Raw genomic sequence first — 21,816 nt, forward strand, 5'->3', positions numbered from 1 at the left:
AGAGCTCCACGAAGGCAGAGGGAATGCGGGATGTCTCGCTTATTATTCTCCAAAGAGATATATTTTTAGAAAACCATCTTTTAAAAAGAACGTTTGGATGGATTTCACCGCACTCGAAATCTTCAAGGCCGTGGCGGCCGAAGGCAGCGTGACCCGCGCGGCAGAGCAATTGGGCCGCGTGCAGTCCAACGTGACCACGCGGATTCAGCAGCTGGAAGAGCAGTTGGGCACGCCGCTGTTCTTGCGCCAGGGGCGGCGCATGGTGCTCACACCGGCTGGCGAATCCCTGCGCGGCTACGCCGACCGCCTGCTGGCCCTGGCCGAAGAGGCCCGCCAGGCCGTGCGCCCGCAGCAGCCGGGTGGGCGCCTGCGCCTGGGCGCCATGGAAAGCACGGCCGCAGCGCGCCTGCCCCAGCCGCTGGCGCAACTGCATGCCCGGTGGCCCGACGTGGTGCTGGACTTGTCCACCGGACCCTCCCGACAACTGGTGGAGCAAGTCGCCGCCCACACGCTCGATGCCGCCCTGGTCGCCTGGCCACCACCTGGGCTGGAAACCGATACGCCGGTGGAACGCACCACGGTGTTTCAAGAATCGCTGCTGCTGGCCCTGCCCGCACACCACCCACCGGTGCAAAGCCCCGCCGATTTGCAACTGCACACACTGGCCGCCTTCACACGCGGCTGTACCTACCGCCACATTGGCGAGGCATGGATGCTCAGCGCGCGCGGCACGCCACCCCTGGTGCTGGAACTGGCGTCGTACCACGCCATCATCGCCTGCGTGGCGGCGGGGCGCTGCGCGGGTGTGGTTCCCCAGGCTGTATGGGACTTGATGCGCGAACCCCCGGCCCTGCGCCTGGTACCCCTGCAGACCTGCGACACGGTGCTGGTGCGCCGGCGCGGCTACCAGTCGCCCGCGCTGGATGCGCTGCTGGCCTCATTGCAAGGCACACAGCAGCCAACGGCCGCCTGGATTTCATCGCCCTGACCCCGCCCGCCCTTCGAAAGAGCCTGCCCATGAATTCTTCACTTCTCCAGCGCCTTGGCATTGCATTGCCCATCATCCAGGGCCCCATGACAGGTTCTGACACGCCCGCGCTGGCCGCAGCGGTCTCGTCAGCGGGCGGCCTGGGCATGCTGGGCTGCGGCATGCGCTCGCCCGCCGCCATGGCCGAAGCCGCTGCCGCAGTGCGCCAGCAAACCGACCGGCCCTTTGGCATGAACCTGTTTGTGCAAGCCACGCCCAACCCCGACGAAGCCACTGTGCAAGCGGCGATGGAACGCCTGGCGCCGCTGTACGCCGAGCTGGGCCTGCAGCCCCAGCGCCCCGCGCAATGGTGCGAGGACTTTGCCGCCCAGTTCGAGGTGCTGGTGGCCCTGCGCCCGGCGGTGGCAAGCTTCACCTTCGGCATTCTGGACGCCGCCCAGGTGGCCCGCCTGCATGTGGCCGGCTGCCTGGTGGTGGGCACTGCCACCACCGTGGCCGAGGCACGCGCCTGGGCCGGTGTGGGGGCCGATGCAGTGTGTGCCAGCGGCACCGAAGCCGGGGGCCACCGGGGCACGTTCCTGGGTGATTTCACGGCAAGCCAGGTAGGCACCCTGGCGCTGGTGCCGCAGTGCGTGGATGCCGTGGACATCCCGGTCATTGCCGCGGGCGGCATCATGGACGGCCGGGGCATTGCTGCTGCGCAGGCGCTGGGCGCGCAGGCCGCGCAGATGGGCACGGCCTTTCTGGCATGCCCTGAATCCGGCATCGGTCCCGCGTACCGGCAGGCCCTGGCCCTGGCCCAAGACACCGACACGCGGCTCACGCGCGTTTTCTCGGGCCGCCCGGCGCGCGGCATTGTCAACGCGATGATGGAGTCTCTCGCCGCCGAGGAAGACCGCGTGCCCGCCTACCCCGTGCAAAACGCACTGACAGGCGCACTGCGCCGCGCGGCGGCCGCGCAGGGGCGCACCAGCCACCTATCGCTGTGGGCAGGGCAAGGGGTGGGGGCTGCCAGGCCAGTGCCAGCGGCGCGGCTGATGGCGTTGCTGGCCCGAGAGTGGCGGCTGGCTGCAGCCTCGGTTGCAGCCAAAGCAATCTGTAGAGGCGGGCTCGCTGGCTCTCGCTCTGATGCAGATGTGCCGCAATTGCTTTGCGCTCACTCGCCCACCAAGTAACGCGCAGCGACACTGCCGCGAACGTACAGACCACGATCCAGGTAATGATCCAGGCGCTTGCGATCAGGCGCACGTAATTTGATCAGAGGGGGCAGATCGCCGGTGACTCGGGAAAACAGCAAGCGCAACTTAAGCGGCGTGCGTCCCCAGCGACCCAGCACATGCAGGCGAAAAGGCCCATCCTCTGCACGAGCAAGGGCCAACCGATAGCCACCACGGCTGTGCAAGATGTATTGCAGTGCCAAGTGCATGCTGAGGTAGTCAGGCGGGTCGATGTGCTGGCGCACAGTTTCAAATACTCCCTTGTCTTTCAAATGGTCGATGTACTCTTGACCGCTGCGGTGGATGACCTCGGTCGTGAACTCATGTTGCCAGTCTACGATCAGTCTGCTGCCGGGCGGGGCTGCCATGAACCAGTTTTCCACCACCGGGTAAGCAGCATCACGGGTATGGCGCTCCAGGTAAAAGCCCATGAATTCAGCGGGTGTGCGTATGTACTGCGTCAACACCCAGTCCAGGGAGCGTGTAAGGATGCTGCTGGCATCCACCCAGATGCCTCCGTAACGGCGCAGCAATTCCAGACGAATCCAGTCGGCGCGTTTCGCATGCGATGCACTATCGAGAGCAGCCGGAATTTCTGGGATGTAGTCCAACACGCTGGTTTCATTGAGTATGCGAAGACTGAACCCCTGGTTGGTGCGCTGCCAGTTGTCGAAGCAACGTTGAATCAACGCAGGTGGCGCGGCACCGTTCCAGTAGGCCCAGACAATGGGCGGAATGGGCACGGGGGGCTCGGCCAAGGGAGCTGGTGGCGAAATGCCCTGGGCAGCAGGAATGTCGTACAGCACGAATGCGGGCGCAGTGCAGTCTTCGAGTCGGCGTGGCCAAAGGGAGTAGAACAAGTGTAGGCCACGCGCGAGCCAGAGCTCGCCGCGGGTCTTGAGGGAAAGGGAATGCACAGCGCTGGTTGCAGAACTCATACAAATCGGTGGGCAGATAGGGCTACGCGTTGGGTGTTTGTGCAGCTCAAGTCCAACAACACCGCAGCCAGTGCACAGGCTTTCCTCAAGGCGTTGCACAAGGCTTGTCCGATCAGGATCAACAAGCTGTTGACCGACAATGGCAAAGAGTTCACGGACCGTCTGTTTGCCAGCAAGGAACGCGAACCCAGCGGCAACCATGAATTCGATCAACTGTGCCGAGAGTTGGGCATAGAGCACCGATTGACCAAGCCCAGGACGCCCAGAACCAACGGCATGGTGGAGCGGTTTAACGGCCGCATTGCGGACGTTCTGAAGACCCACCGGTTCAAAAGCCGCGAAGACATGGAGCAGACCTTGCTGCGCTATGTAGCCCTGTACAACCACCAGTTGCCGCAGTCAGCGCTCAAGAGCAGTACGCCGATGCAGGCCATAAAAGAGTGGCATCACACCCACCCGCACCTGTTTCACATTCGACCATATGATCGTCCGGGATGCGACACCTAAGCCTTTGACACAAAGGCCTTGATCCGATTGATCTGCTGGCGCAGCCAAACACGGATCTTGGATTTCTTTTTATTGGCGTTGGGGTTGGCCATGCTCACGCCTTCGCCAATGTGCGTACACAGGCTTTGCGTGGCATACGCCACAAAGTGCCCATGCTTCTTCATATGCTCAGAAACATGGCGTTCTTTTTTGAATCGAACAAAATAGCCAATATTTCTTATTTTTTCTATCTTGATCAAATGGGGATTAAAGCTGTAGCCATACCATTCTGGATGCACATGACTTAGATTGTAGTAATCAACGTCTTGTGCAGACTCTGCGTTTATTTTATTTCGTTCTGTCTCTTGCAAAAATTCGGCGGGATTTCTCAAGCAATAAGACGTCACTTTTTTATTGGCATCCAAGAATCCCTTGATTTTCTCAAATGAAATTTCATCAGGAAAAATCCAGTCATCTTCGGTGTGAAAAATATAGGACGTCTGGATGCCAGCATACAGTTTATCAATCGCGCCATGGTGCCCGCGTTTGATGCCGTCAGACAGCAGGACACCATTCGGATAGATGGACTTAAAAACATAGTCACAGCGTGGATCTGCAAAATCATTGATGGCCACCACCTGCGCAAACTGCCATTTCTCCTGAATGCTTTTCAAAGACTGCTCCAGCAAATCTGGACGCCCCCCCATGGTGAGGCACAGCGTAATATCTGAAAACTCTTGCGGCTTAGGCATTTTTGACTTTCATCTCCAGAGATTTCATAGCAGAGAAGAAAAACACCATGGAGAATATATAAAACATATGGCCTATGCTGAGATCAAAAAAAGTCTCCGTCAATCCATAGACCACATAGCATACGGGCACGGACAAACCGACAATCCGCAAAGCCAGATAGTGCTGTTTATCCGGCAACGCCACCTTGGTCAACCGTCGCGGTGTGGGATAGAAAATAAACGCAGGCACCGCATAAATCCCCAACAGCATCAGCACGCCCAGCGCGCCACGGCGTGACCACATTTCTAAAAACTCATTGTGCGAATGTGCCATTTCCAGCATATCCGGATGGGTGTCCCCGCGCTCCACATAGGCACGCTTGCCTTCTTTGACGCCTTTGTCACCCCAACCTGTCAGTGGTTTGTCCAGCCCTAAACGCCAAGACAGTCGCCAATGCTCGAGGCGCGCACCCACGGACGTTTGCGCTTGTCCCCCACTGTTGTCCAAATAATGCTGCACTTCTTTCGAGGCAGTTTGCACCCGTTCCTCTATAGTGGGCACTTGAAATGCCAGCCAGCACATAAGCGCCACACCCACCATCAAGCCGCACCCCAACTTGATTCTTGTCTGCATTTTTTCTACAAACAAAATCCATAACATGGGAAAAACTGCCAGCACCAACCACCCCCCACGCGACAGGGAGAGCAACGAAGCTAGACATGCGGCCATCGCCCCCACGACCAATAACGACCGTTCCCAATTCGGCTGATTTCTCAACGTCGCGAAACAAGCACAAGCAAATGCGATGGAAAGGGCAATATCCCCAAAACGAATTGCATTCGTAAATCCCTCAGCACGACCGACGGTTTGGTGCTGAAAAATCGCCAACACCGCGGCCCCTAGGGCACCAACGATCAGCCCCCATCGAAGAAACTTGGTGTTGACAAAAATTGCGCTGCTGGCGACCACACACAACGCTCCCAAACCATACCGCAGCCCAGCATCGTTGTTGCTGCTCCAGGTCCACCATCCATCAAAAGAGTGGCTCCATAGCAGCCCCACGGCCAAGAAAAAAAATAGAAACCACTTGGTATCGGCATCTATTTTTTTCTTACGCCATGTGGGAATAGCACACAAGGCCGCCAGTACAGCGACCAAAGCGCCGACCGAATATCCGCCCGGCAAAGACAGGCACAATGCAAAAAATAAAAAAACTGCACTGTTTTGCAAAAAACTCAAATTATTGATCGACATACTTGGATTCACTTAGCCACGTTTTTTGGCTTGCTCCAGAAAATCTCGATCAATCTCGAGCGCAACATATCGGAAAAAGCACTCCAGGGCGACAAAGAAACTGTGCAAAAACCCCGCACGCCCGCACAAAAATCCTCGGTGGAAGAAATACAGGCGAATGAAGTTGGCGATCGCTGACCCCATACCACGCAGCACGCCCCCGCGTTTGCCGGCCTGCATGCGTTTGTAGGCGCCCAACTGCACATACTGGGCCAGTTTCTGCAGACTGCCGTAAATCGTCTCGCGCGAGTAATGCGGCAGGCGCTGTTTCAGCAGGCGCACCGGCAGCGCCGGGTCTTTCAGCTTCGCGCCTTCGTGCACCACGCCTTCGAATTGCAGGATCTGCGCCCGCGGGAACAGCCGCGGGATCCCGCCCGAACTGCGCATGCGGCCCAGCGACTGGCCATAGGCAATCTGCTCCCAGGCCACCTCCCACACGCACTCCACATTCGCATCGACGATGGCACGCATTTCCTGCGCCAAGGCCGGCGTGACCACCTCGTCGGCATCGAGAAAGAAAATCCAGTCCCCGGTGGCATGCTGCAGGATGCGGTTGCGCTGCACGGCAAAGCCCTGCCAATCGGGATAGCTGTAGACCTCCACACCCTTTGCCGTGGCGATCTCCACCGTCCCGTCGCTGCTGCCGCTGTCGACCACGATGATCTGGTCGGCAAATGCCGCGCTGTCGATGCACGCCGCAATGCGACGCTCCTCGTTCATGGTGAGGATGCCAATGGTCAAAGTTGCCATGTGAAATTTTTGTCAGTAATGGGTGGGCGCGCCCCACAGGCCGCGAATACGCCCCCACAGGCGCGAGACATGCTTGGGCGACGGGGCCACAATGCGCAGCGCCAGCAGCGCCAGCGCGCCAGTCAGCGATTGCAGGCGGTGCGCCGCCGCCGCCTGGGGCCCCTGGTGCTTGGCCGTAAACAGCACTTTGGAGCGCGCATGGTGGTAGCCACGCCCATACTCCACGCGCAGCGGACGCGGGCCACGCACCGAGCCGCGGTTCGAGTGCGCCACACGCACGGCGGGCTGCACGATCACCGGTTTGCCGGCCTGCAACAGGCGCAGGCACATGTCCTCATCCTCGTAGTAGAGGAAGAAGCGCTCGTCGAACCAGCCTTCGGCCGGGGCCTGGTCCATGCGCAGCAGCATGGCCGCTCCACAGGCATTGCCGACACAGGTCACGCCTTCGGCCGCCGGCCCCTTGGACGACCACCAGTCACGCACCCAGCCGTAGTTGACCTGCAATCGGCCATCACTGCCCACCAACTGGGGCACGACGATGGCGGCATCCGGCCATTGCTGCGCCGTGTCGAACAGGGCCTGGGCATCGTCCGACCGCACGGCGCAGTCGGGATTGATCATCAGGCAGTAGGGCGTGGTCGCCGCCTGGAACCCGCGGTTGTTGGCCACGCCAAAACCCATGTTCTGCGGCAGGGCGATGATCTGCGCCTGCGGCAGCACGGTGCGCATGCGCTCGGGCGTGCCGTCGGCGCTGCCGTTGTCGACGATGGTGACATGCGGCCAGCCGCGCAGCTGGGCCCCCAGGGCCTCGGCACAGTGGGCACTGTTGAAGGTCACGATCACCGCCGTGATGTGCGCCAAAGCAGGACAGCGCTCCCTGAGAGCGCTGTCCTGAAAATCTGTCACGGGGTGCGTAGCAGCGGTCATTGAAAAAGCTTAGTGGCCACCGGCAAACACTTCGCCGGCCTTGAGCTTGTAGACCGTGCCGCAGTACGGGCACTTGCCTTCGCCATGGTGGGCCACGTCGATGTACACCTTGGGGTGGCTGTTCCACAGCTTCATGTCGGCCTTGGGATTGGGGCAGAACACGGCCCCTTGGGCGTTCAGGTCCTTGGCCAGAACTTCTACAACTGCTTGGGACATGATCAAACCTTGGTGAGCCAGTGGGCGTATTGGGGATTGCGGCCGTTGACGATGTCAAAGAACGCAGCCTGGATTTTTTCGGTGATGGGGCCACGGCTGCCCACGTAGTCGCCCTTGCCCAGCTCGATGCGATCGAGCTCGCGGATGGGGGTGACTTCGGCGGCGGTGCCAGTGAAGAAGGCTTCGTCGGCGATGTACACCTCGTCGCGCGTGATGCGCTTTTGCACGATCTCCAGGCCCAGGTCCTTGGCGATGTGGAAGATGGTGTTGCGGGTGATGCCGTTCAGAGCCCCGGCCGACAGGTCGGGCGTGTAGATCACGCCGTTCTTGACCACAAAGATGTTCTCGCCCGCGCCTTCAGACACGAAGCCGGAGCTGTCGAGCAGCAGCGCTTCGTCGTAGCCCTCGTCGGTGGCTTCCATGTTGGCCAGGATGGAGTTGGTGTAGTTGCTCACCGCCTTGGCCTGCGTCATGGTGATGTTGACATGGTGGCGCGTGTAGCTGCTGGTCTTGACGCGGATGCCGCGCTTCATGCCCTCTTCGCCCAGGTAAGCACCCCAGGCCCAGGCGGCCACCATCAGGTGGATGGTGTTCCCCTTGGGGCTGACGCCCAGCTTCTTGTCGCCCACCCAGGTCAGCGGTCGGATGTAGCCGGATTCGAGCTTGTTCTCGCGGATCACGGCCTTTTGCGCCTCGTTGACCTCTTCCTGGCTGAACGGGATCTTCATGCGCAGGATCTTGGCGCTGTTGAACAGGCGCTCAGTGTGCTCCTGCAAACGGAAGATCGCCGGGCCGTTGTCGGTGTTGTAGGCACGCACGCCTTCAAAAGCGCCGCAGCCGTAGTGCAGCGTGTGGGTCAGCACATGGATCTTGGCATCGCGCCAATCGACCATCTGGCCGTCCATCCAGATTTTGCCGTCGCGATCGGCCATCGAGGGAACTACGGGGCTCATGATTGTCCTTTGGGGTTGCTGTGGGTTGGCAAGCCCCGGATTTTACGAGGCTGCCAGGCTGGCGCGGGGCCGCTGCGCCACATGGCTGGGCGGCTTACTCGGCCTCAGCCTCGGCCTGCGGGCGTTCCAGCGTCCACTTCTGCAAGCGGCCGTTCGCAAATTCGCAGGTCACGTGCGATTGGGTTCCGTCCGTCCAGCGGTACACCTCGGGCTGGGCGTTTTCCGCCGACAGGCGCTCGCCCAGCGATTGCGTCATGGCCATCACGTGCATCAGGTTCACGCCGGGTTTGAGCCGGGCATTGAGCATGACGGCGCTGCCCACATACCCCATGGGGCGGTTGGCAGCCTTTTTCATCACGTTCATGAGCCGCGTGAAGTGCAGCAAGGCCCACATGACCAGACCGCCCACCACGGCCGCCACGCCCGGCCAGCCTGCGGAGGCATAGCCCACCAGCACCAGCCCGATGACCCCGGCGGGGACAAAAATATTGCGCAAATTCATGGGCGCCATTGTCGTATGGGCGGCGGCTGCGCGCACTGCGGAGAGTGCGTACAGCGGCGCACCCGCAGGCGGCGCGGCCTGTCAGACCTGTCAGCCCATGCCGCGCACCACGTTCATGGCTTCTTCCACCCGCTCCACCGCGTGAATGGTCAGTCCCTCGATGGGCTTTTTGGGCGCGTTGGCCTTGGGCACCACGGCCACGGAAAAGCCCAGCTTGGCAGCCTCCTTCAAGCGCTCCTGGCCGCGCGGCGCGGGGCGCACCTCACCAGCCAGCCCCACCTCGCCAAATGCCAGAAAGCCGCGCGGCAGCGCCTTGCCTCGCAGGCTGCTGGTGATGGACAACATCACCGCCAAATCGGCCGCAGGCTCGCTGATGCGCACGCCGCCCACAGCGTTCACAAACACGTCCTGGTCCATGCAGGCCACACCGGCGTGGCGGTGCAGCACGGCCAGCAGCATGGCCAGGCGGTCCTTGTCCAGGCCCACCGACAGGCGCCGGGGGCTGGGCCCGCCGCTGTCCACCAACGCCTGGATCTCCACCAGCATGGGGCGCGTACCCTCCAGCGTCACCATCACGCAGCTGCCGGGCACCGGCTCGCTGTGCTGGCTCAGAAAAATGGCGCTGGGGTTACTCACGCCCTTGAGGCCCTTTTCAGTCATGGCGAACACGCCGATTTCGTTCACGGCGCCGAAGCGGTTCTTGATAGCGCGCACCAGGCGGAACTGGCTGTGCGTGTCGCCTTCAAAGTACAGCACCGTGTCCACCATGTGTTCCAGCACGCGCGGGCCCGCCAGCGCACCCTCCTTGGTCACATGGCCCACCAGAATCACGGCAATGCCCGTGCCCTTGGCCATGCGCGTGAGGTGCGCTGCGCATTCGCGCACCTGGGCGACCGAGCCCGGCGCGCTGGTGAGCTGGTCGGAGTAGGTGGTCTGGATGGAGTCGATGACGACCACGGCGGGTTGCGTGGCGTCCACCGTCGCCAGGATTTTTTCGAGCTGAATTTCGGCCAGCAACTGCACCTGGCTGCCGTCAATGCCCAGTCGGCGCGAGCGCAGCGCCACTTGCGCGCCGCTTTCTTCGCCCGTGACGTACAGCGCGGGCAGGCCCGCGCGTTGCAGGGCGTCCATGGCCTGCAGCAGCAGGGTGGATTTGCCAATCCCAGGGTCGCCGCCAATCAGCACCACGCCGCCTTCCACGATGCCGCCGCCCAGCACGCGGTCCAGCTCCTCAATGCCGCTGGGGGTGCGCGCCACATCCTGCGCCTCGATGGCGGCCAGGGGCATCACCGGCTGGGCATGGGCCAGGCCGGCATAGCCCTGCGGTGCGCTCAGGCGGTTCTTGCCCGGCCCGGCCTCGGCCACCTGCTCGATCAGGGTGTTCCAGGCGCCGCAGGACGGGCATTTGCCCAGCCAGCGCGGGCTGGTGCCGCCGCATTCGGTACAGGTAAACGTGGTTTTGTCTTTGGCCATGGCGATAGGAAAGGGGAGCCCCCGATGCAAGGGCAGCCGACTATAGCGGCCACGCCAGCAAGCGCGCGCCACAGCCCGTACGATGGCGGTCTAGGCAAAGACCCATGGAGCGCAAATTGCAGACACCTACCAACCGTTTCAAACAGGCCATGGCCCAGCGGCAGGCACAGATTGGCCTGTGGCTCGGCCTGGCCGACGCCTACAGCGCAGAGATCCTGGCAGGCACCGGCTATGACTGGCTGCTGGTCGATGGCGAACACGCGCCCAACGACCTGCGCTCCATCCTGCACCAGTTGCAGGCAATAGCCAGTGCGGCCAGCGCCACCAGCGCCCTGCCGCCGGGGGCGCAACCACCCCACCCCGTCGCACGGGTGCCAGTGGGGGACACCGCCCTCATCAAGCAGTTCCTGGACCTGGGCGTGCAGACCCTGCTGGTGCCCATGGTGGACACCGCCGAGCAAGCCCAGCAGCTGGTGCGCGCCACGCGCTATGCGCCCGAGGGCGTGCGCGGCATGGGCAGCGCGCTGGCCCGCTCGTCGCGCTGGCAGGCGTACCCGCAGTACGTGCACGAGGCCAACCAGCAGATCTGCCTGCTGGTGCAGGCCGAGACGGTAGAAGCCATGAACAACCTGGACGCCATTGCCGCCACGCCCGGCGTGGACGGCGTGTTCATCGGCCCGGCGGACCTGTCGGCATCGATGGGCCACCCGGGCAACCCAGGGCACCCCGAGGTGCAGGCGGCCATCCACGACGGCATTGCGCGCATCCTGCGCGCGGGCAAGGCGCCGGGCATTCTGGCCACCACCGAATCGCAGGCACGCCAGTGGCTGGCGGCCGGCGCGCTGTTTGTGGCCGTGGGCGTGGACACCATGCTGCTGGTCAGCGCTGCGCAGGATTTGCTGGCGCGCTTTCGCACGGAAACCGCCACCCCAGCGGTGCGGCCACTGGGCTACTGACAGCGCTGCACGCTCACCCCCTGTTCACCCACTCCTCGGTCCATAACGACTCTATGACGATGAAAGCATGTATCTACGGCGCAGGTGCGATTGGCGGCTGGCTGGGCGTGGCCCTGGCGCAGGCGGGCCACCCGGTCAGCCTGGTGGCGCGCGGCGAGACATTGCGCGCCCTGCAGACGCAGGGCCTGCGCATGCGGCGCACCGACGGCACGCTGGCGCAGGTGCCCGTCACCGCCCACAGCGATCCGGCCGCCATGGGCGTGCAAGACCTGGTGGTCATCGCCGTGAAGGCCCCCGGCCTGCCGGACGTGGCACGCGCCATTGCGCCGCTGCTGGGCCCGCACACCGTCGTGCTCACCGCCATGAATGGCGTGCCGTGGTGGTTCCTTGACGGTGTTGGCGGCGCGGCGCAGGGTCGCGCGCTTGAATCGGTGGACACGGGGGGCGTGATTGCCCAGGCCATTCCCGCACGCAGCGTGCTGGGCGGCGTGGTGCATGCCAGTTGCTCGCTGGATGCGCCGGGCTTTGTGCGCCATCACTTTGGCGACCGGCTCATCCTGGGCGAGCCCGATGGCAGCCACAGCGCACGCCTGCTGGCCCTGGCAGACAGTCTGCAGCGCGGCGGCATCCAGGCCGAGGTGTCGGACTGCATTCAGAAAGACATCTGGTTCAAGCTCTGGGGCAACCTGACCATGAACCCCATCAGCGCCCTGACCGGCGCCACCACCGACCGCATCCTGGACGACGACCTGGTGCGCGGCTTTGTGAGCGCGGTGATGCTGGAAGCCAAGGCCATCGGCGAGAAGCTCGGCCTGCCCATCGACCAGCAACCCGAAGACCGCCACGCCGTTACGCGCAAGCTGGGCGCGTTCAAGACCTCGATGCTGCAGGACGTGGAAGCGAACAAACCCCTGGAGATTGACGCCCTGGTGGGCGCAGTGCGCGAGCTGGGGCAGATCACCAGCACCCCCACGCCCCACACCGATGCCCTGCTGGGGCTGGTGCGGCTGATGGCACGCACCCGCGGGCTGTATTGATTCTTTTAAAAAAATAGCTTCTAGCGCTTATCCATAAAGCGCAAGCAGCTATTAAATTAATAGCAAACCACCATACTCACCAGGGCAATCGCATCTAAACGGAGATGCCCAAGAGGAGTTCCAAATAACCCAGACTCCACCCCGCCCGCTTGCGCTTGGCCTGCAAGCCGATCTTCACCGAGGTGTCATTCTTGAGCACCTGCAGCGCCATGCGTCTGAGCACCGTTTGGTTGTGCGGACTTTGATCCTTGTATGACTGCGCCGCATCCTCGCGCATCGCTACGTCCAAACTCCAGTGCAACTGGTTCTCCACGCTCCAGTGCGCTCGGATGCTGTGCGCCAGCACCTTCGCGGGCGTGTGCGCTGGCAAGCTGCTCAGGTAATAGCTGACTTCTTCGCTGGCCTCGCTTCCCGCTTGCTGGCGCCTGCGCACGACCTGCACCACGCTGGTCAGCCCCGGCCAGTGGGCTGCTGCTCGCTGTAACGCCCCAGGCACAGGGCTGAGCCGGTAGCTGCGTAGTTCCTGGCGCCCGTGCCCGCTGCAGCTCTCGGTATAGGTGTTCTCCTCGAACCGCTCCTGGCTACCCTGCACTTCAAAGTGCTTTTGCACCACTTGGTGCATGTGTCGCTGGTTGCCCTTTAGACTCAGCACATAGTCCGCGCCATGCTCGTGCAGTTGCCCGGCGATGCTCTTTTGGCAGCCGATGGCATCGATGGTGACGATGCAGCCTTTGAGGTGCAGCAAGCGCAGCAACTCGGGAATGGCAGTGATCTCGTTGCTCTTGCCATCGACCTTGCACTGGCCCAGCAGCAGTCCCATGTCTGCCGCCCAGGCGCTGACCATGTGCAGTGGCCTGCGAGCATCTGCTTTGCTGCTGCCGCGCACGCTTTTACCGTCAATGGCCACCGTGCCGTGTACCCTGCCTGCTACCTGGGCGAGCCATTGTTGGCAGGCCCGCTCCAACTCTTTGGCATCGAGCAGGCGAAACACCCGTGCAAAGGTATCGTGCGAGGCAATGCCCGAGGGCAGCGGCACCAAGCGCTCAAACCAGTCTTGGTGCTGCTGGCCGAACTCGGCCATCTCTACGCAGTTGTCTGCGCCTGCGATGGTGGCGCACAGAGCCACTACCAGGATCGATTGCAGTTCGTGGCGGCGTGTGCGCTGCACGCGGGGATCGGGGATGTTTTGCAGGTGTTGCAGCAGGCTCATCTCAACAGCGTTTGGCAAGTGACTCAAGCGCTGCAGTGTCGCCGGGTTTAAGGCGCACTTTTAGATGCGATTGCCCTGCCATACTCACCTTGTACTACACCCCTGGCACCTGTGCGCTGGCCGTGCGCATCGCCTTGGAAGAGGCTGCTGCCCCGCACCAGCTGGTGCGCGTGGACTTTGCGGCAGGCCAGCAGCGCACGCCAGAGTACCTGGCCATCAACCCCAAGGGGCGGGTGCCCGCGCTGGTCACGCCCCAAGGCACGTTGACCGAAACGCCCGCCCTGCTGGCCTACGTGGCGCAAGCCTTCCCGCAAGCCGGGCTGGCCCCTGCCGACCCCTACGGCTTTGCGCGCATGCAGGAGTTTCACAGCTACCTCGCCTCCACCGTGCACGTAGCCCACGCCCACCGCCCCCGCGCCAGCCGCTGGGCCGACGAGCCCGAGGCCCAGGCCGCCATGCAGCGCAAGGTGCCGCAGAACATGACCGACTGCTTTCAGCTCATCGAAACCCACTACCTCAGCGAAGGCCCGTGGGTGCTGGGCGACCAGTATTCGGTGGCCGATGGCTACCTGTTCACCGTGGCCAGCTGGCTGCAGAGCGACGGGGTGGACATTGCCCTCTTCCCCAAGGTGCACGCGCACACCCAGCGCATGTTGCAGCGCCCCGCCGTGCAGCGCGCACTGGCCTGAGTTTTTGCTGGATCACCACATCAACGCCGTCTGGATGCGCGGTGTTTGAAACTGGCGGGGCCGAGGCGAGGGCCGCCGCGCAAGGGCCGCCGTGCTGCGTAGGCAGCGCTGCGCGTGCGTGCGCTGGCGGCGTCCCCCTTCCCGAATTGCGCAGCAACTCGAGAGAAGGGGGAAGGCACGAAGTGCCTCAGGGGGTTGTCACTCTCAATTCACCTTCAGATAGCGCCAGTCGATGCGGTTGTCCGCGCGGTGGATGATCTCCACCTTCTTCGAGCCCGCCCACGGAATCACCTGGTTGTACAGCGGGATGTGCGACACCAGCTCATGCTCCTTGATCAGCGCCTGCTCGATCAGCTGGTTGCGCGTGGTGGCATCGGTTTCCTTCTTGATGCGCTCGATCAGCGCATCCATCTGCGGGTCAGAGAAGCGGCCCAGGTTGAAGTTACCGTCCCCGCCCGCGCCGGGCGAGCGCACCAGCGACTGCAGGCTGTAGAACGCATCAAACGTGGGCACGCCCCAGCCCAGCAGATAGATGCTGGCTTCGTTGCGCTGGATCATCGGAAAGTACGTGGCAAAAGGCAGCGAACGCAGCTTGGCCTTCACGCCCACCTTGGCCCAGTGCGAGGTGATCGCCTGGCACAGCTGTTCGTCGTTGATGTAGCGGCCCGCGCTGCACGCAAAGTCCACCTCAAACCCGTTGGGGTAGCCCGCATCGGCCAGCAGCTTTTGCGCGGCCTTGGGGTCATAGGGGTAGCGCACGTCGGCTTTCTTGGTCCAGCCGTTCACCTGGTTGGCAATCAGCGTGCCCGTGGGCTGGGCCAGCCCGCGCAGCACCACGCGCTGGATGGACTGGATGTCGATGGCCTGGTACAGCGCCTTGCGCACACGCAGGTCCTTCAGCGGGTTCTTGCCCTTCACGTCCGAGCCGGGCAGCTCGTCGCGGAACTGATCCAGACCCAGAAAGATGGTGCGGTACTCCGGCCCCTCCTGCACCTGCAGGTGGGGCGTCTGCTTGATGCGCGCCAGGTCTTGCAGGCTGGGGTCGATCACAAAGTCCACCTCCCCCGACAGCAGCGCCGCCGTGCGCGTGGCATCGGCCTTGATGGGGGTGTAGACGATCTCGGTCAGGTTGGTGGGGTACTTGCCCTTGCCCCACCAATGCGGGTTGGGCTCCAGCACCACGCGCTGGTCGGGCGTCCACTGCTTGAGCTGGTAGGGGCCAGTGCCCAGCGCATTGCGGTGGGCAAAGTTCTCGTCCTTGGTCTTGATGTCCTTGGGCTCGACCGACTTGTTCTTTTCGGCCCAAGCCTTGCTCATCATGCGCAGCTCGGTGAGCTGGTTCACCAACACGGGGTTGGGCAGGTCCGAATGGATGTCGATGGTGTAAGCATCGACCTTTTCCACGCGGTCAATGCCCTGGGTGTAGACGGCGAAGTTGGAGCTTTTGGACTTGGCGCGCTCCAGCGAGAACTTGGCATCGTCGGCCGTGAACTCGCTGCCGTCGCTGAACTTCACGCCCTTGCGCAGCGTCAGGCGCAGCTGTGTGGGCTTGATGAGCTTCCACTCGGTAGCGAGCGACGGCTCGGGCTTGAAGGTCTTGCTGTTGTATTCGACCAGCGTGTCGTACACCGCGCCGTGCATGGTGTTGTTCACGCCCACGTTCTGGGCGTGGATGTCCCACGAAGAAATGTCCACAGAACGGGACCAGCGGAAGGTTTTGGCCTGCACGGTCAGCGGCAGGGCCGTGGCCAGGGCGGCAGCGAGCAAAAGGGTTTTGAAACGCATGGGGGATCACTCCAGATCAATCAATCCCCCCACTATGAACCAAATCACAGGGCGTTGTAACGAACTTATCGTTCTTAGCTTAGACCCATCGCAAATGCCAAGGCCATCATGCAAACCGCAGTGACCCCATCCAGCACCCGCCACGCCTGGGGGGAGGCGAACAGTGGCGCCAGCCAGCGTGCGCCAAAACCGATGGCAGTGAACCACAGCGCGCTGGCCAAGGCCCCGCCAGTGGCAAAGGCCGCCCGCCCCCAAGTGGGGTAGGGGCTTGCCATGGTGCCCAGCAGCACCACGGTGTCCAGGTACACATGGGGGTTGAGCCAGGTCAGGGCCAGCAGCGTGAGCACCGTGCTGCGCAGGCTGTTGCCCGGCCCGCCCGCCGTCACCAGCAGCTGGCCCGGCCGCAGTGCCCGCGCACCGGCTTGCAGGGCATAGGCCAGCAAAAACAAGGCACCCGCCCAGCGCATCCACTGCCCCCACTCGGGCCGCGCCAGCAGCACACCGCCCATGCCCCACACCCCGGCCTGCAGTAGCACGGCGTCTGACAAAGCACACAGCGCCACCACGGGCAACACATGTTCACGGCGCAAGCCCTGGCGCAGCACGAACGCGTTTTGCGCGCCAATGGCCATGATGAGCATGGCGGTGGAACTGAAGCCGTGAACGAAAGCAGTGGTGGTCATGGCCTGCATTCTGGCGACTGCACCACAGTCATGCCAGCTATACTTTTTAACGATCCGTCAAAATTGCTAACCAGCCATGCAGCTCGATTCGGCCCAGCTCAATGCGTTTTCTGCCGTCATCGACGAAGGCAGCTTCGAGCGCGCAGCCGCCTTGCTGCACATCACCCGCTCTGCGGTGTCGCAGCGCATCAAGCTGCTGGAAGAGCGTGTGGGCCAGGTACTGGTGCGCCGCGCCACGCCCTGCACTGCCACCGAAGCCGGGCAGGCCCTGTACCGCCACGCCCGCGAAATTGCGCTGAGCGAGGCCGATGCCCTGGCCGCCATTGGCGGGGGCCCGCGCAGCACCACGCGCCTGGCCATCGGCGTCAATGCCGACTCGCTGGCCACCTGGTTCCCGGCCGCCATGGCGCAGGCGGGGGAAGACCCTTCCATCACCTTCGACATCCATGTGGAAGACCAGGACCATTCGGCCAACCTGCTGCGCGAAGGCCGCGTGATGGCCGCCGTGACGGCCGACCCCCAGCCGGTGCAGGGCTGCCAGGTGCTGCCGCTGGGCACCCTGCGCTACCGCGCGCTGGCCAGCCCGGCCTTCATGCAACGCTTCTTTGCCACGGGCGTGACAGCCACCACACTGGCACGCGCGCCCATGCTGGTCTTCAACCGCAAGGATGCGCTGCAGGGCCGCTATGTGCGCCGCATCACCCGCCGCACCCTCACGCCGCCCGTGCACTGGCTGCCCGAGGCACACGCTTTTGTCAAAGCCACTGAGGCCGGCCTGGGCTGGGGCATGGCCCCGGACCTGATGGTGGCAGGCCACCTGCACGCCGGCACGCTGGTCGAGCTGATGGCGGGCAAGCCGGTGGATGTGCCGCTGTACTGGCAATACTGGCGGCTGAACGTGCAGGCCCTGGCCCGCATGACTGCCGCCGTGCAGTCCCAAGCGCACCGCGCACTCGCCACCCGCTGACGAGCAGCGGGGCGGCGGCTGGCTACTCCATGCGCTGCGCCTCGCCCAGAAAGCCCCCGCTCTGGTGCGCCCACAGGCGCGCATAAATGCCGCCCTGGGCCAGCAGTTGGGCGTGGGTGCCTTCTTCCACGATGCGGCCGCCGTCCATCACGATGAGGCGGTCCATCGCGGCGATGGTGGAGAGGCGGTGGGCGATGGCGATCACGGTCTTGCCCTGCATGAGGCCGTCCAGGCTTTGCTGGATGGCGGCTTCGACTTCCGAATCGAGCGCGCTGGTGGCTTCGTCCAGCAGCAGGATGGGCGCGTCTTTGAGCATGACGCGGGCAATGGCCACGCGCTGGCGCTGGCCGCCCGAGAGCTTCACGCCACGCTCGCCCACATGGGCTTCATAACCCCGGCGACCTTGCGGGTCGGTCAGGGTGTCGATGAAGGCTGCGGCCTCGGCGCGCTCGGCGGCGGCGTGCAGCTCTTCCTCGCTGGCATCGGGGCGGCCGTAGAGGATGTTGTCTCGCATGGAACGGTGCAGCAGCGAGGTGTCTTGCGTGACCATGCCGATGGCGTGGCGCAGGCTGTCTTGCGTCACTTTTGAAATGTCCTGCCCGTCGATCAGCACGCGCCCACCCTGAATGTCATGAAAGCGCAGCAGCAGATTGACCAGGGTGGACTTGCCTGCGCCCGAGCGGCCGATGAGGCCAATGCGCTCGCCGGGGCGAATGGTGAGGCTGAGCCCGTCAATCACCGGGCGGCCCCCATCTTGGTAAGCAAAGCGCACTTGCTCGAAGCGGACCTCGCCCTGCGTCACACGCAGAGGCTGCGCGCCAGGGGCATCCACCACCTGGCGGGGGCGGGTCAGGGTGTTGATGCCGTCCTGGATGGTGCCCACGCTTTCAAACAGGGTGGTCACTTCCCACATCACCCAGTGGGCGTGGCCGGCCACGCGCAGGGCCATGGCCGTCACGGCGGCCACCGCGCCCGCGCCCACCTGGCCTTGCGTCCACAGCCACAGCGCGGTACCGCAGGCGCCCAGAATCATGCCCACTACCAACACGTGGTTGACGATTTCAAACCGGCTCACCAGGCGCATCTGCGCGTAGCCGGTGAGCTTGAAGGCATCCATGGCAGCGCGGGCAAATTCGGCCTCGCGGTGGGTGTGCGAGAACAGCTTGACGGTGGCGATGTTGGTGTATGCGTCGGTGATGCGCCCGGTCATGAGGGCGCGGGCGTCCGCCTGGTCGCGGCTGACCTTGCCCAGCCGGGGCACAAAGTACCAGCACACCAGGCCGTAGCACACCAGCCAGCCCGCAAACGGCAGCAACAGCCGCGCATCAAAGCCCCAGGCCAGCAGCAAGATGGTGATGAGGTACACGCCCATCCCCACCACCACGTCGGTGGTGGTGAAGATCATGTCGCGCACGGCCAGCGCGGTCTGCATGATCTTGGTGGTGATGCGGCCGGCGAACTCGTCGGCATAAAAGGCCATGCTCTGGCCCAACATCAGGCGGTGAAAGTTCCAGCGCAGGCGCAGCGGCAGGTTGATGGCCAGCGCCTGGTGCTTGACGCTGGTGCGCAACGCCACCAGCGCAATGCTGGCCACCATGACCGCAGCCACCCAGGTGAGCGTATTGCCGCGCTCAGCCCACAGGGTGGCGGGTGTGGCGGCGGCAATCCAGTCCACCACACGGCCCAGCACGGCGAACAGCAGGGCTTCATACACGGCAATCAGCGCCGACAGCCCGGCCATCGCCACCACATAGCCGCGCACGCCGCGCGCGCAGGCCCAGACGAAGGCCAAAAACCCCCGGGGCGGCAGCGCGGGCTCGTTGGATGGGTAACAGGGAACGCTTTTTTCGAAAAACTTGAACAGCAAGGCAGGCCTCCAGTGCCGAGCATCCTAGGCAATGTCCATGAACATTGCCTCCACTACGGGATTGGCGGACGATCCAAAACGCTACATTTTCAATAGCTGCCTGCGCTTGATGGGCGGGCGCTATCGGCCATTTTTATCTGCATAGGGGCGGAATCCGCCTCAGCCACCCTGCAGCATCCGCACCGCTTCGGGCAGCGAATCCACCTGCGGCAGGAAGTGGTCGATGGTGGCGCCCAGCAGCACGGCGCACAGCAGCGCGCCCAAGAGGGGCTTCCAGGTCAGGCGCACGGCGGCGGTGAGCCAGCCTTCGCGCTCCACCCGGGTGGCCACGCGCACGGCGGCCACGGAAAAGGCCAGCTCCACTGCCACGGCCAGCAGCACGTCCCAGCTGAAGAACAGCATGGCCAGCGCGCCCGCACCGGCCAGAATGGCAGCGCCGATCAGAAAGATGGCCACCACCGGAATGATCACCACGGCGCCTTCATCGGCGCTGCCCAGGCCGTCCAGCGCGCCGCTGGCCAGGTCGCCAAGGCCTTTGCTGGATTCCGCGCTGTCGGCCACATCGCTCATGCGGGGCATTTCGGGCGCGCGGGTACCGCCACTGCGGGGCACGGAGCGGGCCAGGTCGGCCACGTCCACCGCCACATCCAGGGCATCGCCTGCATCGGCGCTGCCGTGGTCCTGCTCGTCAAGCAGGCGCGCAGCCCACCAGCGCAGCACCAGCAGATAAATGCCATAGCCCACAGCCAGCGTGATGGCGTAGCGCACCGACAGCAGGTGCACGCCCGCCTGCTTTTGCAACCAGGAGGCCAGCAACATGCCCAGCAGCGTGAGGGTGCCAATGCACAGGCCATGCCAGCGCAGGCTGTGGCGTCGCTCAAGGTCGTGGGCCATATCGCGCGCAGTCAGGCGCACAGAGGTCCAGCGGCGGCGTGGGGAGCGGCGGGCGGTCATGGGGCCGCACTATAAGTGCGGCGGTTTGCACGGCTGCGCGAACCAACAGCGTGGTACGTTTGAAGGCAAAGCCGTATCAGTCCACCACCACGGGCACCCGCTGGGCCAGGGCGCACATCAGCTCGTAGCCCACGGTGCCCGCAGCGCGGGCCACTTCGTCAATGCCCAGCACTTCGCCATTGCTGGCGCGGCCCCACAGCGTGACTTCGCTGCTCATGCCCACGGGTACACCGGCCTGCTGCAAGGGGGTGAGGTCCACGGTAATCATGTCCATGCTCACGCGGCCCACCAGGCGGGTGCGCACGCCGTTCACCAGCACCGGCGTGCCAGTGTCGCAGTGGCGCGGGTAGCCGTCGGCATAGCCGCAGGCGGCCACCCCGATGGTGAGCGGCCCTTCGGCCGTGAAGCGCGAGCCGTAGCCCACGGTGTCGCCCGCCTGCAGTTGCTGGGTCGCCAGCAGCCGGGTCGATAGCGTCATGGTGGGCTGCAGGCCCCAGTGGGCGGCGGTGTTCTCGGGGTAGTCGGGCGCGCTGCCGTACACCACGATGCCGGCTCGCACCCAGTCGGCGCGCACCCCGGCATCGGCCGCGTGGCGCAGCGTGGCGGCGCTGTTGCTCAGGCTGCGCTCGCCGGGCAGGTCTTGCGTGGCAGTGTTGAAGGCAGCCATCTGGTGGGCAATGCCGCGCGGGCCGTCGGCGTCGCTGAAGTGCGTCATGTACGAGATTTCATCCACCTGCGGCAGCGCGTTCAGCCGCGCCCAGGCTGCGCGGTAGCGGGCAGGCGTGAAGCCCAGGCGGTTCATGCCCGAATTCATCTTGAGGAACACGCGGTGCGGCACCTGCGTCTTGTGGGCGGCCAGCCAGTCGATCTGCTCGTCGCAGTGCACCGCGTGCCACAGGCCCAGGCGCGAGCACAGCTCCAGGTCACGCGGCTCGAACACGCCTTCGAGCAGCAAGATGGGGCCACGCCAGCCCAGGGCGCGCACGCGCTCGGCCTCCGCCAGGTCCAGCAGGGCAAAGCCATCGGCCGCGCGCAGGCCTTCAAACACCCGCTCAATGCCGTGCCCGTAGGCGTTGGCCTTGACCACGGCCCAGACTTTGGCATCGGGCACGGCGCTTTGCACGCGCTGGAGGTTGTGTTGCAGGGCAGCGGTGTGGATGTGGGCTTGGATAGGGCGTGGCATGGGGGTTTAA

21 protein-coding genes and 1 pseudogene are annotated in these 21,816 nt (G+C 64.0%); 7 read left to right on the plus strand and 15 right to left on the minus strand.

Going from position 1 to position 21,816, the window contains the following annotated elements:
• The first annotated feature begins 97 nt into the window (after positions 1 to 97).
• Positions 98 to 988 (plus strand): LysR family transcriptional regulator, encoded by an 891-nt coding sequence (locus tag PQV96_RS19610; protein WP_273623940.1) that lies wholly within the window; start codon positions 98 to 100, stop codon positions 986 to 988.
• A gap of 29 nt (positions 989 to 1,017) precedes the next feature.
• Positions 1,018 to 2,163: an NAD(P)H-dependent flavin oxidoreductase gene (locus PQV96_RS19615; RefSeq protein ID WP_082758678.1), complete on the plus strand. Its 1,146-nt coding sequence runs from the start codon at positions 1,018 to 1,020 to the stop codon at positions 2,161 to 2,163.
• On the opposite strand, the gene PQV96_RS19620 is transcribed toward PQV96_RS19615, so the two are convergent.
• On the minus strand, positions 2,145 to 3,143 hold the full coding sequence (locus tag PQV96_RS19620) for a glycosyltransferase family 32 protein (RefSeq protein ID WP_273623941.1): 999 nt from the start codon (positions 3,141 to 3,143) through the stop codon (positions 2,145 to 2,147). The genes PQV96_RS19615 and PQV96_RS19620 overlap by 19 nt on opposite strands.
• Before the next feature lie 15 nt (positions 3,144 to 3,158).
• Between PQV96_RS19620 and PQV96_RS19625 the strand changes: the two are divergent.
• Positions 3,159 to 3,650 (plus strand): annotated as a pseudogene (locus tag PQV96_RS19625) (integrase core domain-containing protein); the annotation flags it as partial.
• On the opposite strand, the gene PQV96_RS19630 reads toward PQV96_RS19625, so the two are convergent.
• The 8 genes from PQV96_RS19630 to radA all read right to left on the minus strand — a co-directional run bounded on the left by PQV96_RS19630 (position 3,647) and on the right by radA (position 10,475).
• Positions 3,647 to 4,381, minus strand: a complete 735-nt coding sequence (locus tag PQV96_RS19630; protein WP_273623942.1) for a hypothetical protein — start codon at positions 4,379 to 4,381, stop codon at positions 3,647 to 3,649. The pseudogene PQV96_RS19625 and the gene PQV96_RS19630 overlap by 4 nt on opposite strands.
• Positions 4,374 to 5,615 (minus strand): O-antigen ligase family protein, encoded by a 1,242-nt coding sequence (locus PQV96_RS19635; protein ID WP_273623943.1) that lies wholly within the window; start codon positions 5,613 to 5,615, stop codon positions 4,374 to 4,376. Before PQV96_RS19635 ends, PQV96_RS19630 begins: the two co-directional genes overlap by 8 nt.
• Positions 5,616 to 5,627: 12 nt before the next feature.
• Complete coding sequence (locus PQV96_RS19640; RefSeq protein WP_273623944.1) at positions 5,628 to 6,404, minus strand: glycosyltransferase family 2 protein; 777 nt, start codon at positions 6,402 to 6,404, stop codon at positions 5,628 to 5,630.
• A gap of 12 nt (positions 6,405 to 6,416) precedes the next feature.
• Complete coding sequence (locus PQV96_RS19645) at positions 6,417 to 7,331, minus strand: glycosyltransferase family 2 protein (protein WP_273623945.1); 915 nt, start codon at positions 7,329 to 7,331, stop codon at positions 6,417 to 6,419.
• Positions 7,332 to 7,340: 9 nt separating this feature from the next.
• The gene (locus PQV96_RS19650) at positions 7,341 to 7,547 is read right to left on the minus strand and encodes a zinc-finger domain-containing protein (protein ID WP_273623946.1); all 207 of its coding nucleotides are present in this window, start codon (positions 7,545 to 7,547) and stop codon (positions 7,341 to 7,343) included.
• Positions 7,548 to 7,549: 2 nt separating this feature from the next.
• Positions 7,550 to 8,500 carry a branched-chain amino acid transaminase gene (locus tag PQV96_RS19655; protein ID WP_273623947.1) on the minus strand — a complete coding sequence of 317 codons (951 nt, stop codon included), beginning with the start codon at positions 8,498 to 8,500 and terminating at the stop codon, positions 7,550 to 7,552.
• Positions 8,501 to 8,594: 94 nt separating this feature from the next.
• A complete protein-coding gene (locus PQV96_RS19660) occupies positions 8,595 to 9,002 on the minus strand; it encodes a glycerate kinase (RefSeq protein ID WP_066782467.1) in 408 nt (135 codons plus the stop codon).
• Between the two features lie 90 nt (positions 9,003 to 9,092).
• A complete protein-coding gene (gene radA, locus PQV96_RS19665; protein ID WP_273623948.1) occupies positions 9,093 to 10,475 on the minus strand; it encodes a DNA repair protein RadA in 1,383 nt (460 codons plus the stop codon).
• A 116-nt stretch (positions 10,476 to 10,591) separates the two neighbouring features.
• On the opposite strand from radA, the gene hpaI reads away from it, so the two are divergent.
• On the plus strand, positions 10,592 to 11,431 hold the full coding sequence (gene hpaI, locus PQV96_RS19670) for a 4-hydroxy-2-oxoheptanedioate aldolase (protein WP_273625287.1): 840 nt from the start codon (positions 10,592 to 10,594) through the stop codon (positions 11,429 to 11,431).
• 59 nt (positions 11,432 to 11,490) lie between these two features.
• Positions 11,491 to 12,468, plus strand: a complete 978-nt coding sequence (locus tag PQV96_RS19675; RefSeq protein WP_273623949.1) for a 2-dehydropantoate 2-reductase — start codon at positions 11,491 to 11,493, stop codon at positions 12,466 to 12,468.
• 94 nt (positions 12,469 to 12,562) lie between these two features.
• On the opposite strand, the gene PQV96_RS19680 is transcribed toward PQV96_RS19675, so the two are convergent.
• On the minus strand, positions 12,563 to 13,678 hold the full coding sequence (locus PQV96_RS19680; RefSeq protein ID WP_207375247.1) for an ISAs1 family transposase: 1,116 nt from the start codon (positions 13,676 to 13,678) through the stop codon (positions 12,563 to 12,565).
• Positions 13,679 to 13,758: 80 nt separating this feature from the next.
• Here PQV96_RS19680 and PQV96_RS19685 point away from each other — a divergent pair, with 80 nt between their 5' ends.
• Positions 13,759 to 14,367, plus strand: coding sequence for a glutathione S-transferase family protein (locus tag PQV96_RS19685; protein WP_273625288.1), 609 nt, complete (start codon positions 13,759 to 13,761; stop codon positions 14,365 to 14,367).
• Between the two features lie 204 nt (positions 14,368 to 14,571).
• Here the strand turns inward: PQV96_RS19685 and PQV96_RS19690 are convergent, their stop codons facing one another.
• Both PQV96_RS19690 and PQV96_RS19695 read right to left on the minus strand, forming a co-directional pair.
• Positions 14,572 to 16,152, minus strand: coding sequence for an ABC transporter substrate-binding protein (locus tag PQV96_RS19690; protein ID WP_273623950.1), 1,581 nt, complete (start codon positions 16,150 to 16,152; stop codon positions 14,572 to 14,574).
• A 74-nt stretch (positions 16,153 to 16,226) separates the two neighbouring features.
• Positions 16,227 to 16,835 (minus strand): LysE/ArgO family amino acid transporter, encoded by a 609-nt coding sequence (locus tag PQV96_RS19695; protein WP_066695529.1) that lies wholly within the window; start codon positions 16,833 to 16,835, stop codon positions 16,227 to 16,229.
• A gap of 76 nt (positions 16,836 to 16,911) precedes the next feature.
• On the opposite strand from PQV96_RS19695, the gene PQV96_RS19700 reads away from it, so the two are divergent.
• On the plus strand, positions 16,912 to 17,802 hold the full coding sequence (locus PQV96_RS19700) for a LysR family transcriptional regulator ArgP (protein ID WP_273623951.1): 891 nt from the start codon (positions 16,912 to 16,914) through the stop codon (positions 17,800 to 17,802).
• Positions 17,803 to 17,824: 22 nt separating this feature from the next.
• On the opposite strand, the gene PQV96_RS19705 is transcribed toward PQV96_RS19700, so the two are convergent.
• From PQV96_RS19705 to alr, 3 genes are all read right to left on the minus strand, one after another.
• Positions 17,825 to 19,666 (minus strand): ABC transporter ATP-binding protein, encoded by a 1,842-nt coding sequence (locus tag PQV96_RS19705; RefSeq protein WP_273625289.1) that lies wholly within the window; start codon positions 19,664 to 19,666, stop codon positions 17,825 to 17,827.
• Between the two features lie 162 nt (positions 19,667 to 19,828).
• Complete coding sequence (locus tag PQV96_RS19710; RefSeq protein ID WP_273623952.1) at positions 19,829 to 20,623, minus strand: hypothetical protein; 795 nt, start codon at positions 20,621 to 20,623, stop codon at positions 19,829 to 19,831.
• Between the two features lie 76 nt (positions 20,624 to 20,699).
• Positions 20,700 to 21,806, minus strand: a complete 1,107-nt coding sequence (gene alr / locus PQV96_RS19715) for an alanine racemase (protein ID WP_273623953.1) — start codon at positions 21,804 to 21,806, stop codon at positions 20,700 to 20,702.
• Between the last annotated feature and the right edge of the window lie 10 nt (positions 21,807 to 21,816).

Origin of the sequence: Acidovorax temperans, assembly GCF_028596105.1 — a bacterium.
In the GTDB taxonomy this organism is placed as follows: domain Bacteria; phylum Pseudomonadota; class Gammaproteobacteria; order Burkholderiales; family Burkholderiaceae_C; genus Acidovorax; species Acidovorax temperans.

Bases quoted from the DNA above. Each gene is read 5' to 3' on its own strand.
- PQV96_RS19620 (WP_273623941.1), bottom strand. From the start codon at position 3,143: ATGAGTTCTGCAACCAGCGCTGTGCATTCCCTTTCCCTCAAGACCCGC.
- PQV96_RS19650 (WP_273623946.1), bottom strand. From the start codon at position 7,547: ATGTCCCAAGCAGTTGTAGAAGTTCTGGCCAAGGACCTGAACGCCCAA.
- PQV96_RS19700 (WP_273623951.1), top strand. From the start codon at position 16,912: ATGCAGCTCGATTCGGCCCAGCTCAATGCGTTTTCTGCCGTCATCGAC.
- PQV96_RS19695 (WP_066695529.1), bottom strand. From the start codon at position 16,835: ATGACCACCACTGCTTTCGTTCACGGCTTCAGTTCCACCGCCATGCTC.
- PQV96_RS19660 (WP_066782467.1), bottom strand. From the start codon at position 9,002: ATGAATTTGCGCAATATTTTTGTCCCCGCCGGGGTCATCGGGCTGGTG.
- PQV96_RS19675 (WP_273623949.1), top strand. From the start codon at position 11,491: ATGAAAGCATGTATCTACGGCGCAGGTGCGATTGGCGGCTGGCTGGGC.
- PQV96_RS19710 (WP_273623952.1), bottom strand. From the start codon at position 20,623: ATGACCGCCCGCCGCTCCCCACGCCGCCGCTGGACCTCTGTGCGCCTG.
- PQV96_RS19680 (WP_207375247.1), bottom strand. From the start codon at position 13,678: ATGAGCCTGCTGCAACACCTGCAAAACATCCCCGATCCCCGCGTGCAG.
- alr (WP_273623953.1), bottom strand. From the start codon at position 21,806: ATGCCACGCCCTATCCAAGCCCACATCCACACCGCTGCCCTGCAACAC.
- radA (WP_273623948.1), bottom strand. From the start codon at position 10,475: ATGGCCAAAGACAAAACCACGTTTACCTGTACCGAATGCGGCGGCACC.
- PQV96_RS19630 (WP_273623942.1), bottom strand. From the start codon at position 4,381: ATGCCTAAGCCGCAAGAGTTTTCAGATATTACGCTGTGCCTCACCATG.
- PQV96_RS19635 (WP_273623943.1), bottom strand. From the start codon at position 5,615: ATGTCGATCAATAATTTGAGTTTTTTGCAAAACAGTGCAGTTTTTTTA.
- PQV96_RS19645 (WP_273623945.1), bottom strand. From the start codon at position 7,331: ATGACCGCTGCTACGCACCCCGTGACAGATTTTCAGGACAGCGCTCTC.
- PQV96_RS19610 (WP_273623940.1), top strand. From the start codon at position 98: ATGGATTTCACCGCACTCGAAATCTTCAAGGCCGTGGCGGCCGAAGGC.
- PQV96_RS19615 (WP_082758678.1), top strand. From the start codon at position 1,018: ATGAATTCTTCACTTCTCCAGCGCCTTGGCATTGCATTGCCCATCATC.
- PQV96_RS19640 (WP_273623944.1), bottom strand. From the start codon at position 6,404: ATGGCAACTTTGACCATTGGCATCCTCACCATGAACGAGGAGCGTCGC.
- PQV96_RS19690 (WP_273623950.1), bottom strand. From the start codon at position 16,152: ATGCGTTTCAAAACCCTTTTGCTCGCTGCCGCCCTGGCCACGGCCCTG.
- PQV96_RS19655 (WP_273623947.1), bottom strand. From the start codon at position 8,500: ATGAGCCCCGTAGTTCCCTCGATGGCCGATCGCGACGGCAAAATCTGG.